At 52.3% G+C, this 14,323-nt stretch carries 10 protein-coding genes and 1 tRNA gene; 6 read left to right on the forward strand and 5 right to left on the reverse strand.

Going from position 1 to position 14,323, the window contains the following annotated elements; genetic code table 11:
• Positions 1-4: 4 nt before the first annotated feature.
• From AC2FJE_RS05475 to rfbA, 4 genes are all read left to right on the forward strand, one after another.
• Positions 5-1,099, forward strand: a complete 1,095-nt coding sequence (locus AC2FJE_RS05475) for a DegT/DnrJ/EryC1/StrS family aminotransferase (protein ID WP_496697473.1) — start codon at positions 5-7, stop codon at positions 1,097-1,099.
• Positions 1,083-2,492 carry a hypothetical protein gene (locus tag AC2FJE_RS05480; protein ID WP_496760735.1) on the forward strand — a complete coding sequence of 470 codons (1,410 nt, stop codon included), beginning with the start codon at positions 1,083-1,085 and terminating at the stop codon, positions 2,490-2,492. Before AC2FJE_RS05475 ends, AC2FJE_RS05480 begins: the two co-directional genes overlap by 17 nt.
• Before the next feature lie 395 nt (positions 2,493-2,887).
• Positions 2,888-3,928, forward strand: a complete 1,041-nt coding sequence (rfbB, locus tag AC2FJE_RS05485) for a dTDP-glucose 4,6-dehydratase (RefSeq protein ID WP_496760736.1) — start codon at positions 2,888-2,890, stop codon at positions 3,926-3,928.
• Positions 3,929-4,002: 74 nt separating this feature from the next.
• Entirely contained in the window at positions 4,003-4,896 is an 894-nt protein-coding gene (rfbA, locus tag AC2FJE_RS05490) for a glucose-1-phosphate thymidylyltransferase RfbA (RefSeq protein WP_496760737.1), read from the forward strand.
• Between the two features lie 74 nt (positions 4,897-4,970).
• On the opposite strand, the gene AC2FJE_RS05495 is transcribed toward rfbA, so the two are convergent.
• From AC2FJE_RS05495 to AC2FJE_RS05505, 3 genes are all read right to left on the reverse strand, one after another.
• Positions 4,971-5,957 (reverse strand): glycosyltransferase family 8 protein, encoded by a 987-nt coding sequence (locus tag AC2FJE_RS05495; protein WP_496760738.1) that lies wholly within the window; start codon positions 5,955-5,957, stop codon positions 4,971-4,973.
• Between the two features lie 235 nt (positions 5,958-6,192).
• A tRNA-Arg gene (locus AC2FJE_RS05500) sits at positions 6,193-6,269 on the reverse strand.
• A 310-nt stretch (positions 6,270-6,579) separates the two neighbouring features.
• Entirely contained in the window at positions 6,580-9,813 is a 3,234-nt protein-coding gene (locus tag AC2FJE_RS05505; RefSeq protein ID WP_496760739.1) for a M10 family metallopeptidase C-terminal domain-containing protein, read from the reverse strand.
• A 542-nt stretch (positions 9,814-10,355) separates the two neighbouring features.
• On the opposite strand from AC2FJE_RS05505, the gene AC2FJE_RS05510 reads away from it, so the two are divergent.
• The gene (locus AC2FJE_RS05510) at positions 10,356-11,381 is read left to right on the forward strand and encodes a LacI family DNA-binding transcriptional regulator (RefSeq protein WP_108860587.1); all 1,026 of its coding nucleotides are present in this window, start codon (positions 10,356-10,358) and stop codon (positions 11,379-11,381) included.
• 4 nt (positions 11,382-11,385) lie between these two features.
• The gene (locus AC2FJE_RS05515; protein WP_496760740.1) at positions 11,386-12,600 is read left to right on the forward strand and encodes a winged helix-turn-helix domain-containing protein; all 1,215 of its coding nucleotides are present in this window, start codon (positions 11,386-11,388) and stop codon (positions 12,598-12,600) included.
• A gap of 10 nt (positions 12,601-12,610) precedes the next feature.
• Here the strand turns inward: AC2FJE_RS05515 and AC2FJE_RS05520 are convergent, their stop codons facing one another.
• Both AC2FJE_RS05520 and hpaR read right to left on the reverse strand, forming a co-directional pair.
• Positions 12,611-13,267: a fumarylacetoacetate hydrolase family protein gene (locus tag AC2FJE_RS05520; RefSeq protein WP_496760768.1), complete on the reverse strand. Its 657-nt coding sequence runs from the start codon at positions 13,265-13,267 to the stop codon at positions 12,611-12,613.
• Positions 13,268-13,789: 522 nt separating this feature from the next.
• Positions 13,790-14,224 carry a homoprotocatechuate degradation operon regulator HpaR gene (gene hpaR / locus AC2FJE_RS05525; RefSeq protein WP_058275072.1) on the reverse strand — a complete coding sequence of 145 codons (435 nt, stop codon included), beginning with the start codon at positions 14,222-14,224 and terminating at the stop codon, positions 13,790-13,792.
• Between the last annotated feature and the right edge of the window lie 99 nt (positions 14,225-14,323).

Raw genomic sequence — 14,323 nt, forward strand, 5'->3', positions numbered from 1 at the left:
CGCTATGATCAGCTTTTTGAATTTGAAAGAGATTAACGCACGCCACAGCGAAGAAATCGCTCAGGCTATGCAAGACGTTCTCGCTAGCGGATGGTACGTACGTGGTACACAGTATCAGGATTTTTGTCGGGAATTCGCCGAGTACTGCGGCACTCAGCATGCAATCGGAGTAGGCAACGGCCTGGATGCACTAGAGCTTTGTCTGGATGCATTGGATTTGGACGCCGGTGCAGAAGTCCTAGTTCCAGCCAACACCTACATTGCGACCGTCCTTGCCATATCCAGAGTTGGTTTGACGCCCGTTCTGGTTGAGCCGGATCCCAATACCTTTAACCTGTCGAAGAACGGGCTGGCTGAAGCACTGACGCCCAAAACACGGGCAATTCTGGCGGTGCATCTATATGGGCGATTGGCGGACATGCCAGCCATATGCGAATTTGCCAAGGAACACGGATTGTTCGTCATCGAAGACTGCGCGCAATCCCATGGCGCAACTTTTAATGGAATACGAGCAGGAAACTTTGGCGATATCTCGGCGTTTTCCTTTTATCCAGGTAAAAACCTCGGCGCCTTAGGAGATGGCGGTGCCGTCGTGACAAATGACGATGCCCTGGCGGCAAAAGTGGACATGTTGTCGAACTATGGTTCGCGGAAAAAATATGTAAATGAAGCCAAAGGCCGAAATTCCAGACTGGATGAGCTTCAGGCTGCCATTCTCCGGGTCAAGCTGAGATACCTTGACGATGAAAACGCGCGACGCCGCGAAATCGCGCGCGCTTATTGTGATGGCATCAAAAGCAATCACGTGACGTTGCCGGAATTCCCAAGCGATGCACTGACCAGCGTCTGGCATTTGTTTGTCATTCGCACGAAACATCGCGACCTGCTTGAGAAACACCTGAAAGAACGCGGTGTCCAAACTCTGGTTCATTACCCCATACCGCCCCACCAGCAGGCTGCATATGCTGAACTGGCCGATCTTTCCTTTCCCCTAACGGAAGCCATTCATGAAGAAGTGCTGTCGTTGCCAATTGATCCGACAATGTCGGATGAAGACGTGCGTGATGTTTGCGAGGCGTTGAATGCATTCACGGCGTGAATTGCTATCTAGGACGATTGCGAACGCCCAAAAGTTTGAACGTATTTGTTTTGAACTTGCCGCCATTAAAACGCCTTCTAAGAAAATGAAGGCCATAGAGGTGGCAGCGCATTTTGCCAATGGCACCGGTGCCGGTGTCTATCGGTCGCGCGAACTGGAGGCCGCCCTCTCCGAATTGGCCAAAACGATAAGGCCGCCAATCAATCCGGGGAAAACCGACCGTTCTGGTGTTTTGCACGTTATGAGCACAGCCTTTCCATGGGGAGGGCACACACGCGTCGTGGAACGCTGGATAGCCTTGGATGGTGAAAAGCGTTCACAATCCGTGGTTCTGACGGAACAGGGTACCCAGCCGGTTCCAAAACTATTGAACGACGTCGTGACCAATGCAGGTGGAACAGTACATAGGTTACGTGACAAGAAATCGATCGGAACACGCGCCGAGGAACTCAAGTCCATTGCGCTTGGGTACGCATTCGTTGTTCTGCACATTCATATGCACGATATTGTGCCGTCCCTCGCATTCGGGCTGCCCTCTTTTCCTGTGCCCGTGATTTTTTACAATCATGCCGATCATCGTTTCTCAGTCGGAATGGAGGTGGCGCATGCGGTTGCGGAAACCCGTAGCTGGGGAAGAGCGTTGACCGGGACAAGACGCGGTATTTCAAACAGCAAGCGACTGGGGATCCCTCTGTCCGTCCAAAACAAAGGGGCAAGCACTGATCAAGGTTTCAGCCGCGACCAATTTTCGATTCCAAAAGAAGCCAAAATCGCGATTGCGTCGGCATCGCAATACAAATTCCAGCCGTTTCTGGATTTGAACTTCTTCGAAACGGTCAAGAAAATACTTAGGCGAAACAACCGGATTTGGATACTTCTTGTTGGTGTGTCAGAGACCTTCTGCCGACAACAATTGATCGCCGTCGGATGCGACGCGCACGACCTCCAGCGGGTGATTCCAATTCTTGCTTGCGACGAAGCCCAGTTCAAGAGCTACCTGAAAGCAGCGGATGTTGCACTGGACACCCTGCCAGAAAACGGCTGCACCGCTGCTATGGACTATATCAGCAATGGTCTTCCGGTGGTTTCCAGAAAGACCTTTATCGGGCAAATGGACTATCTGATCGATCAACCCGAATATACCCGGACGGACGACGAGTTCATTGACCAGGTTTTGGATTTGATGGACGCAAATGGTGACCGCAAAATCACCGCAGCACGGCAATTTGAAAGCCTGAATAATGACTCTCGTAGGGACGTCTTCTTAGACAGGCTGGATGATCTGTACACCTTGGCAACCGTTCAAAACCCTGTTGGCATGGCTGATGGCAATCTCTTCCACGGTTTTTCGGATTTGGATTTATTTCACACTCATAGAACGACATTAATCTAAAAAGATCGGCGGTAATCCGCGCCAGCAAAGAATGCCACATATTGTCCACATCCGATTGCGATCCGCCCTCAATTTGTCAGGTTATGCGATTCAAGCAATTGACCCTTTTTGTAATGGGCACCTGGTTAAATTACAGCGGTGCGCCGTTGCGATGCCGTCGTCTCAGGACATAACTCCAATCGCTATTGTCAACCTTACTGAAGGAACCTAGAGATCAGAAAGCTATTTGAAACAGTAGCAGTTGGCAGCGTGTTATGAGAAAGCTTACATAAAAAGTCCGGCGGGGGTATCTTTGCTGCTTCCAAGTTTCCTGCCAGATTTAGCAACGTATTAAATTTCTTTTGCACGGAAGCAATCGTGCGATCATACAGCCCACACATGAACGAGGTAGTGACGTGAAAATACTGGTAACAGGCGGAATGGGGTTTATCGGCTCGGCAGTGGTGCGCCTGGCAATCCGTAGCGGTCATTCTGTGATCAACGTTGATTCACTCACCTATGCGGCATGCACCGAAAATGTTGCCAGCATCGCCCAAAGCCCGAACCACTTTTTTGAAAAAGCCGACATATGCGACGGCGTTAGAATGCTGGAGTTACTTGAACAGCATAAGCCTGACGCGATCATGCATCTTGCCGCTGAAAGCCACGTAGACCGTTCAATTGACGGTCCGGGCGCATTTGTCGAAACCAATATTGTCGGAACCTATCGGCTGCTAGAAGCAGCCCGCCACTGGTGGGTATCGCAGGGTCGGCCAGAAGGATTTCGTTTTCATCATATCTCAACCGACGAGGTATTTGGTTCACTTGGGACAACCGGATTCTTTGTTGAAGACAGCCCCTACCAACCGAACTCTCCATATTCGGCTTCCAAAGCCGGGTCAGATCACCTGGTACGTGCATGGCATGAAACCTACGGGCTGCCGATTGTGATGACCAACTGTTCTAACAATTACGGGCCATTTCAGTTTCCCGAAAAACTGATCCCGGTGGTGATCCTCAAGGCTTTGGCCGGCGAGGCTATTCCGATCTATGGAAAAGGCGATAATATTCGCGACTGGCTACATGTCGAAGATCATGCCGGAGCCCTTCTTTTGGTCTTGGAAAAAGGCGAACTTGGCCGCAGTTACAATATCGGCGGCGAAAACGAGATGACCAATCTGGAGCTGGTTGAAAAGCTGTGTGGGGTCCTGGATCGCTTGAGACCTGCAGCTGCTCCCTATTCCGAACTGATCACGTTTGTGAAAGATCGCCCAGGCCACGACAAGCGCTATGCAATTGATGCGACACGCATTAGTGAAGAGTTGAGCTGGCGCCCATCTCACACGCCAGAGACAGGATTGGAACAGACTGTTCAATGGTACCTTGAAAATGCGGACTGGTTGGAAAACCTCAAATCCCGTACGGGTGTGGGTCAGCGTTTGGGTTCTTCCGGCTAACATCATTTTTGCAGAATATGTGAAATTCGCCAAATTTCCGGCGGATCGATCACAGCAATTACAAAGGAAAGAAAATGAAACGTAAGGGCATTATTCTGGCTGGCGGCTCGGGTACGCGCTTGTACCCAATCACAATGGCTGTTTCGAAACAGCTATTGCCGATCTACGATAAACCGATGATCTATTACCCCCTTAGCGTTCTTATGCTGGCGGGTATTCGGGAAATCGCGATTATCACTACGCCGCAAGACCAAGCCCAGTTTCAAAGACTTTTGGGAGATGGAAGCCAATACGGGCTAGACCTGACCTGGATCGTTCAGGACTCGCCGGACGGGCTTGCCCAAGCTTATCTGCTTGCCGAGGATTTTCTGGACGGTGCGCCATCTGCAATGATCCTGGGCGACAACATTTTCTTTGGTCACGCATTGCCCGAGCTCCTGGACGCCGCGAACAATCATACTGAAGGTGGAACGGTTTTCGCCTATCGGGTTGCTGACCCCGAACGTTATGGCGTCGTGGATTTTGATGGCGACAAGGTACGTCACATAGTTGAGAAGCCCAAAAACCCTCCATCAAGATATGCCGTAACAGGTCTGTATTTCCTGGATGGAGACGCTCCCAAACGGGCCCGTGGTATCCAGCCGTCTGAGCGCGGGGAACTGGAGATCACTACGCTTTTGGAAACATACTTGGCGGACGACCTATTGAATGTTCAATCACTAGGGCGTGGTTTTGCTTGGTTTGACACCGGAACGCACGCGTCCCTTCTGGATGCCGGCAACTTTGTGCGTACACTCACGGAACGGCAAGGGATGCAGGCCGGAAGCCCCGACGAAATAGCATGGGTGCAAGGTTGGATCGATAGTTCTGTTCTGGCTGAAAGAGCCGAAATCTTCAAGAAAACGCAGTACGCCGACTATCTGAGACTACTGTTGGAAGACAAAATGATGCAGCCAAAAAACGACTGAATCAGAGCGGGTTCCCAAAAACGCAGCGTGGTTGACAACCACGCTGGCGATTGCCGTTTCTATATCAGGCTCCACTAGTTGTCTGCGCTGACCATCTTGCGTGACTTACTGAATCGGCTACGAGCGAAATCTATTATTTTTCGGCGCAATCGCTCGCTGGATGTTTCCTGCCATGGCGTCTGGTTGCGAAGATCCCAATAGAGCTCTCGCAAGGGATGGTTGCAGTTTGAATTCCACGGTTTTCTGTTGTCGGTAAAGTGCAGGATGCCGGGCGAAATTCTGGCAATTTTTGCTTCTTCCGGCGTATAGGCCGGCTCTAATTTGTTGAGGGTGTACAAGCGCGTATTCGCATTCCACCGCAGATCCAGTTTTGCCGTTTGTCCCTCGAACATCAGGTTCAGAATGTCCTGATCCTGTAGTTCGACCTCGACATCCGTACGCGAGACCGTCTCTTCAACCTTGGCGGCGAATTTCTTGGGATCGATCGCATTCAGATTGAAAATCAGTACCCCTGCGTTGAAATAGAAAGCCGTTTTGGAAAAGTTAAGGCGCTCAGCTTGTGTAACGCCGCCCTCATCCGGGGCTGCAGCAATCGGCGAAGTGCCAATATCGGTCGCCCATAATATACTCAATCGATCGGTTATGATCGTATCACAATCCAAGTAGATTACCCGGTCGGCAACCTTGTGTAGAATTTCTGGAATGAGCAGGCGAATGTAGGTTGCCCTTGATATATGCTCACGGTTGTCAGGGAGGCTGTCAAATCGGTCACCATCAACCCGATGCCACAGGATGTTGGCACGCTGCGACAACCCTTCGAGCGAACTCCGGGATCGATCATCTATGTCATCGACGTGAAGAATATGCACATTCAGTTTGCACTCGCTCCCAACTGAACGGATGGCCGACAACAAAGTGACGGCAGCATGAGGAACAAATTTCCGGTCGAAAGTCAGACAGATATCAATTTCGGCTACTTCTTCGTTGGCTTCTATATTGGAAAGCTGTTGATTAATGTTCTCGACGATCGGGCTTTTTTTGTTTGATGATTGCACAGTCATGCTCGCTTCTTCACACTAATCTGGCTGTACCGACGTCTAATACACCGTTGATACGAAATTTCACCTAGTTTTAGTTACTGCACCCGTCAGCTTTCGAAGCCTTGCGCCTAAGTTGGCTTAAAACCCGGCCACAGCATCACGCGAACGTCCAATAAAGCTGAAACAGGCGCATCGTTAGATAGTACAGCCACGCGCGAATTCCCGGTATGACATCACAGTTTAAAGAAGAACCAAATGGCGACCCCGGCAGGATTCGAACCTGCAACCTGCCCCTTAGGAGGGGGCTGCTCTATCCAGTTGAGCCACGGGGCCGTCTTTTGAAAAACAACAGGTCAGATTGTCTTACAGCAGACGATTTGAGAACACAGAAACGGTTCATTTAGCCTTGCTTATTCGATCAGTGAACGCATTCCAAGGGGCCTGAGCCCTCGCTTTTTGAAAGATAGGGCGCGCGTTGATCTAAGCGTTGCCTACATCGACGGTTTAAATCAGGATACCCTACGCAGCTTCAGAACGTCAGCTATCCCAAACAGATACGACATTTTTACTTCTCGCCGTTCCAGCTCTGCGCCAAACAGCCCCGCCAAAACCGGCGGGACTGACGTTAGCTTCATCATTGCTTTTACAGAAGAAAGGCGTCGTCTTCTAACAAGGTTGAAATCACCAGATCATCGTCTTCAATGCCTTCGAACTCCTTCAAAAGAGACCCAGCTTGCCGCTCGAACCCTTCGCTACCAGACAGTTCAGATCGGCTTGAGAACAACAAAGAAAAATCATCTTCAATTTCGTCCGCCGGCAAGAGGTCAGAAGCGAATTTGAGAAGATCAGCAGGTTCCTCCAGAAGCGCGTTGTCCGAAACTTTCTTGGCGCTTACCGCAAGCCCTGCCGTTGGCAAGAACGGACTCAGCCTTGGCTCTTCATACCCAAGGTTACCATCGCCGTTCAGATCGTATTGATAGAAGCTTTCAACGTCGATTACCTCCGCAATAGCCACGCTGCTAACAAATTCTCCGGTAACGGAAACCGTCCATTCGCTAAACGCGCCATCCTCATTCTTCCACAGTACTTTAAAGCCATCCTCAATTGCCTCGGCATGAAGCGCTTGCCAACCGGGGAAGCTGTTGGGGCCGATTTTGGCTCCATTATTCAGCGTCAGCTCGATCGAGTTATGGATCAGATAAACATCACGCGTTGATGAGGCGAGCGTGGTGGATCCGTTAGTTTCAATAATGGTATTGAAATGTCCGGTCCGGCCGTCATCATTCAGATCGACGTTGTAGAACTCTTCGACGTCGATGATATTTTCGACCCCGTTGCTGCCAATAAACTGGCCAGCGCTATTGACGGTCCATTCGCTATAAGCGCCGTCCGCATTCTTCCAAAGCACCTTATAGTTTTCGCCAGAGGCTTCGGCGTGAATCGCATCCCAACCACCAATAGTACCGGGGCCGACAAGCCCGCCGTTCAGGGTCAGTCCAATATTGTCGTTCAGTAGATAAACGCCGTGGGTCGACGAGTAGAAAGACGTGTCCCCGTCGTTTTCGATAAGCGTCGAGAAGTGTCCAGTCCGACCGTCGTTATTCAGATCGACATTGTAAAACGCCTCGACGTCGATGACATTTCCAACCCCGTTACTGCCAATAAACTGGCCAGCACTATTGACGGTCCATTCGCTATAAGCGCCGTCCGCATTCTTCCAAAGCACCTTATAGTTTTCGCCAGAGGCTTCGGCGTGAATCGCATCCCAACCACCAATAGTACCGGGGCCGACCAGCCCGCCGTTCAGGGTCAGTCCAATATTGTCGTTCAGTAGATAAACGCCATGGGTCGACGAGTAGAAAGACGTGTCCCCGTCATTTTCGATAAGGGTTGAGAAGTGTCCAGTCCGACCGTCGTTATTCAGATCGACATTGTAGAACGCCTCGACGTCGATGACATTTCCGACCCCGTTGCTGCCTTGAAACTGACCTGCGCTGTTAACGGTCCATTCGCTGTACGCACCGTCCCCATTTTTCCACAGCACCTTGAAACCACCTTCGATGGCTTCGGCCTGAACCGCTTGCCAACCGGCAATGCTGTTAGCACCGATAAGGCCGCCGTTCAGGGTCAAGCCAATATTGTCGTTCAGAAGATAAACTTCATGAGTGGACGAAAAGAGCGAAGTGCCCCCCGTGTTTTCAACAACGGTCGAGAAGTGACCTGTCCGGCTGTCGTTATTTAGATCGACATTGTAGTATGTTTCGAAGTCGACAATGTTTTGGATGCCGGCGCTGGCGACAAACTGACCCGCGCTGTTGATGTACCACTCGCTGAATGCTCCGCTTGCGTGCTTCCAAAGCAGTTTATAGCCACTTAAATACACTTCGGTCTGAACAGCTTGCCAACCTGCAATCGAGTTTTGTCCGACCGCCTGACCATTCAAAGTCACACCGACGTTCGAGTTGCCCGCATCCACTACATAGACACCCTGATTTGCGTGCTTCAGTGTCAATCCCGTAGTGTCGATATCCGAAAGCTGTGTCGCGTTTATGATGCTCGATCGGTCATACTGAATCAAACCGTTCTGGAATTGGATCAGCTCCACGTCACTTGAAACCGAAAACGTGATACGCGTGACGATGTTCAGAAACTGGTAAGTCGAACCGTTACTAATGAACAGATAACCGCTCAGCGCACTGACAAACCTAGCGATATCTGTGCCGGTTCCGCCGGAAAAAGATCCGGCATTGCTTGAAATAACGGCAACATCATTGCCTTGTTCGCCAAATACCTGATCTGCACCGGTGCTGACCGCGACGTAAATCAAGTCGTTACCGTACCCGCCGAAGATTGAGTTATCGCTTCCATCCGAAAGTGACTGGAACGTGTCGTGGCCGCTGTTGCCGCGCAAAATGTTCTGGGCATTGTTGCCAAAGATCAGATCGTCACCTGCACCGCCATAGGCGTTTTCGATCACAACACCCTGCGCGATGGTAAAGCCGCCTTTTACTCCTTCGGCAAACGAAATTACACCGCCACCGGTGTCAGTGTAATCCAGTGTCGCCGGGCGCAAGTCGATTCTTGCGTTCGCACTACCCTGATACCAGAACGAGTCATAACCGCCGGTGTCCCAGATAGCCTGATATCCGACACCTGCGACGTTCGCGGACGGGATGACATATGTATTATTCCCCGAGTTGGTCGAGGTGTTCGCACCGTACATGGCCTGAAGCGCCGCGATGTCCAGAGCACCTAACCCGGTCGACCCACCATAAGTCGCATTTGCCGGGAGAGTTCCGTTCTTTGAGGTCCAGCCGTCATTGTATGACATGACTGTGTAGGCACCCTGATTAAGGCCGCCGACACCAAATGAGTTAAAAGGCGCGGTAACCCCGGCCATAACCGTCGTGCCCAGACCATCATCCTGTGGATGACCTAACCCAAGCGCGTGGCCCAATTCGTGCAGCAATGTCGTAAAGAAGAATCCACCCGGGTCGCCGTTGCTGTTAAAACCGGCTGTCCAGAAATTCGTGTTGAAGGCGCCAACAGAGACCCCATCGGATGGGGTGGAATGAAACCCAAGAACATTCGGTGAATCAAAAAATGTCGCCGGCGCGATAGCTTCCACCAGATCAGCCGACCCAAAAAATGGAGTTTCGACAAATCTGATGTTCGCCACAGCTTCTATCGCAGCGAGCGCCGCACGAAACTCGGCTTTGTACTCTGAAGTCCACGTCCGTGTATCTAGGAAATTCCCGAAATGGTATGTAATCGTGGTAACGGTCGCAGGGTTGCCATCGCCATATGCGCGCGTACCTTGAATTGCACTGAGGGGGGAGGATGCAGGCGGTCTTGCGACAAATGTAGTAGCAGTCATTAGGGATTCTCAACTTAAACGATATTGATTGCTCGGGTTTTCTCTAAAAATGATGACCCAATTAAGGCGACGAAACCTCACTTTCGTGAAATTGAAAGAAAAAAACAACAGACTTAGCTGTTAACGTGAGGTTAAAAGCATCTACCCAATTTTTACCGCTGATCAACCTCTCTTTTTTATGATTTTCGGTTAAAAACCCCACACTAAATCCTCAATATGCATGATGCTAAAGTAGAAATGGAAATTGGTTGTGCGGTCGAATTTCCATTACGTTTTTGTGCTGTGTTGTCGATGTCTGGCAGAGTGTTATCACGCGTCGCCTGATCTATACGGCCAGTTTATAGCACTTTGGCATGCTTGCCTGTCATTAAGACAGGATTCGTGAGCACTTAAGAGGGGGCTGCTCTATCCGGTTAAGCCACGGACCCGCGCACGGCTCTTTCTAACCGGGTTTTTCAGGGTCGCCATGACCTTTGCGCGACGGTTGTAAAACTTGCGCTGTTCACGCTACCATCGGGCAAAACAACATCGCAGGTGCCTCAGTGACAACAGAAACCAAACGCCCGCTTACCCTTCGTGATGTATCGGAAGCATCCGGAGTGTCGGAAATGACGGTCAGTCGGGTTCTACGGAACAGGGGCGATGTTTCGGACGCCACACGCACCCGCGTCTTGGCCGCCGCGAAAGAGCTGGGGTATGTGCCAAACAAAATCGCAGGCGCATTGGCCTCCAGCCGGGTGAATTTGGTGGCGGTGATTATCCCCTCGCTGTCGAACATGGTCTTCCCCGAGGTTCTGACAGGTATCAATCAGGTGCTGGAAGACACCGAGTTGCAACCGGTAGTGGGCGTCACCGACTATATGCCGGAAAAAGAAGAAAAAGTGCTGTACGAGATGCTCTCGTGGCGGCCGTCCGGAGTGATCATTGCTGGCCTCGAACACACCGAGGCCGCGCGCGCCATGTTGGATTCCGCAGGTATTCCAGTGGTCGAGATCATGGACACCGACGGCAAACCGGTCGACGCGATGGTTGGGATTTCCCATCGCCGTGCCGGGCGCGAAATGGCGCAGGCGATCCTGAAGGCGGGCTATGAGCATATCGGGTTCATGGGCACCAAAATGCCGCTGGATCACCGGGCGCGCAAACGGTTCGAAGGCTTCACCGAAGTTCTGGGCAAACACGGGGTTGAGATCGAGGATCGCGAATTCTACTCTGGCGGATCAGCTCTGGCCAAAGGGCGTGAGATGACCCAGACCATGCTGGAACGGTCCCCCGATCTGGATTTCCTCTATTACTCCAACGACATGATCGGTGCAGGTGGGCTGCTGTATCTGCTGGATCAGGGTATTGATGTGCCGGGACAGATCGGCCTGGCCGGGTTCAATAACGTCGAGCTTTTGCAGGGTCTGCCGCGCAAGCTGGCCACAATGGACGCCTGCAGGTTGGAGATCGGACGCACAGCCGCAGAGATCATCGCGGCGCAATTGGCTGATCCCAATGCCGAGGTCGACACGCGTGTGACCCTGACCCCCAAGATCAGCTTTGGCGACACCCTAAAGCGGCGCTGAACGCGTGGTGCTGCAACGGCTGGACAACCGAACAGCTCGCGCGCTGTTCATGGATCGTCATGCATTGGCCGAGCCGCCATCGGGCGGCGCAAAAGGCGCGGAATTGCTGGACCTGATCCATCGTCTTGGCTTTGTGCAATTGGACAGCATCAACACGGTTGCGCGCGCCCATGACATGATCCTGTTTTCGCGGCGCCCATCCTATCGCGCAGGCAATCTCAAACGCTTGTACGAAAGCGACAGGGCACTGTTTGAACACTGGACCCATGACGCCGCTGTCATTCCGATGGCGTTTTATCCGCACTGGCATTTGCGGTTTCAGCGCGATGCAGATCTGCTGAAGTCCCGATGGAAAAACTGGCGCCGCGACGGGTTCGAGCAGCGATTTGCAACCGTTCTGCAACATATACGGGATCACGGGCCAGTATCCTCGTCCGATGTTGGCAAGGACGAGAAAAAGGGGTCCGGCGGCTGGTGGGACTGGCATCCGTCAAAAACGGCGCTGGAGTTTCTTTGGCGCTCGGGCGCACTGACGGTCATAGGGCGGCAAGGATTTCAAAAGCGCTATGATCTAACTGAGCGGGTGATCGAAACGCATCTTTGCCTGGGCAATATGCCCTGTGATGCCGAGGAGACGGTGGATTGGCTGTGCAACGCGGCGCTTGATCGGTTGGGGTTTGCAACCTCGGGCGAATTGGCTGCGTTTTGGGATACTGTCACGACAAGCGAGGCAAAATCTTGGTGTGAACAGGGTCTAATTCAGGGAAAATTGGAAGCGATCGAGGTGACTTGCGCGGACGGCAAGCTGCGCAAAGTGATCGCCCGACCAACCATTTCCGAGGATGCAGAGGCTGCACCCCGTCCCCCAGGCCGCATTCGGGTCCTTAGCCCATTTGATCCCATGCTGCGCGACCGTAACCGTGCCGAACGGTTGTTCGGCTTTCACTATCGCATCGAGGTTTTTGTACCTGCCCCAAAGCGCACTTACGGTTACTATGTGTTCCCGTTGCTTGAGGGCGACCGATTGATCGGGCGGATTGACATGAAAGCCAACCGGGATTGCGGGGTACTGCAAATCAGCGCCTTATGGCCGGAACGATCCGTGCGCTGGTCCGATGCCAGAACCAAAAGGTTGCAGTCAGAGCTCGACCGAGTCCGACGATTTGCCGGGCTGGACAACGTGGAATTCGCCCGTGATTGGTTAAATGACCCTAAATAGGGTCTTTTTTTCAGATCAGACTCAGGCTGATAGACTGTAACCCGTCTATCCCGCCTTCCAGGAAATCGCCCGCCAACACCGGGCCAACTCCAGCCGGTGTACCAGTCAGGATCAGATCACCGGGCCGCAGGTGATAGTATCCGGACAAATGGCAGATGACCTCATCTATCTTCCAGATCAGCTCTTCCAGCGTCGCGTCCTGTCGCGTTTCCCCGTTCGCGTTATGATAGATGCGTTTATTGTCGTCCGGGGACCAATCTGCCCTGCGGGTCAAAGCGGCCAACACAGTGCCGTTTTCCAGATCCTTGCCCAAATGCCACGGGCGCTGTTTATTCCGTTCGCGGACTTGCAGGTCACGGCGCGTCATGTCCAACGAACAACCATAGCCATAAACCGCATCCAGCGCATCGGCACGCGTCGCACGGAAAACGGGTTTACCGATCGCGCCCGTCAGTTCCATCTCGTGGTGAAAATTCTCAGTTCCAGGCGGATAAGGCACGGTTGCACCCGACAGAACCGCGTTCGGGGCAGATTTTTTAAAGTAGAAAGGCGCCTGACGATCGACTTCATTTCCCATTTCGGCCGCATGGGCCGCATAATGGCGGCCAACACAAAAAATGCGTCCCACAGGATAGGTCGACAATTCACCCTCAACCGGGATCGAAATCGGGTCGGGTAAGGAAAAAAAAGCTGTCCGGTATCAAAGCCCCCTAACTGCAACTTGCAGCTTGTTTCTAAGTTGGCGGGACCAGTTGAACAAGCCATGCAGGTTCGCGCCAGGCATCACCATCACGCGAACTAGCCCCGTGGCCGGCTGTTCACAATTCAAAGTTTTGCCTTGGAAAGCCTTGGGTGCGCGCTACCTTTGGTTGTATCATGGATCACGCCACCATCGTTTAGACACTCATTCCCCGGCGAGATCCGAAATCCACCCGTCGCTGATCAGGTGATTTGCCTGTAGTCGGGTGCAACTGAATCAGAGAGCGACGGCCAAAGACCTGTACCCCCACACGGTCTTTGCGTCCGGATGTCCGCTTATTTTCAGGTGGCCGTTTCTCTGAGGTGTGAGCCGGATAAATCCATCCGGCCACGGGCCAGACACGCAGTCCAGTCAAAGTCTGGCCACCCCGCCAGAGGATACCCATACTTCTCTGGCGGGGACAAAAGCCTTTGCATGCGCGACGTGCGATCAGGTCTTCAGATCATGCAGATCGTTCAGCAGGTCCAGCAGCGCTTCGTGCCGATCCGGGCCTAGCTGGGTCTTGATCTCTTCAGCCAAACGTAGTGTCACCTGCATGTTGTCTTGGATGATCTTTTCGCCTTTGGCCGTGATATCGATGATCTGACGACGCTTATCCTCGGGATGGACCCGGCGCCGGATCAAATCCTTGGCTTCCAGTTTTTGCAGAATGCGCGTCAGACTGGGTAGCAAAAGGCACGATCGATCCGCTATATGCGTTGGCTCTTGAGGGCCTTCTTCTTTCAGAACACGCAGAACGCGCCATTGCTGTTCCGTAACTCCCGCATCAGCCAGCATATTTCGAATGGGCCCCATGACCCTTTCGCGCGCCCGCAGCAGTGCAATCGGCAATGAGCGGGACGTATTAGGCAGGTCTCTGGTCATATTGGAATTTTTGCCCAAATTGGATCAAACTGCAACTGTCCAAGAATTTTAGTTATGATATCAGTAACTTGAACGCGCAATATACTACCCTTTTAGGCA

The sequence above is a fragment of the Ruegeria sp. CDSC002 genome (genome assembly GCF_059610905.1).

Bases quoted from the DNA above. Each gene is read 5' to 3' on its own strand.
- AC2FJE_RS05475 (WP_496697473.1), top strand. From the start codon at position 5: ATGATCAGCTTTTTGAATTTGAAAGAGATTAACGCACGCCACAGCGAA.
- AC2FJE_RS05480 (WP_496760735.1), top strand. From the start codon at position 1,083: ATGCATTCACGGCGTGAATTGCTATCTAGGACGATTGCGAACGCCCAA.
- rfbA (WP_496760737.1), top strand. From the start codon at position 4,003: ATGAAACGTAAGGGCATTATTCTGGCTGGCGGCTCGGGTACGCGCTTG.
- AC2FJE_RS05495 (WP_496760738.1), bottom strand. From the start codon at position 5,957: ATGACTGTGCAATCATCAAACAAAAAAAGCCCGATCGTCGAGAACATT.
- AC2FJE_RS05505 (WP_496760739.1), bottom strand. From the start codon at position 9,813: ATGACTGCTACTACATTTGTCGCAAGACCGCCTGCATCCTCCCCCCTC.
- hpaR (WP_058275072.1), bottom strand. From the start codon at position 14,224: ATGACCAGAGACCTGCCTAATACGTCCCGCTCATTGCCGATTGCACTG.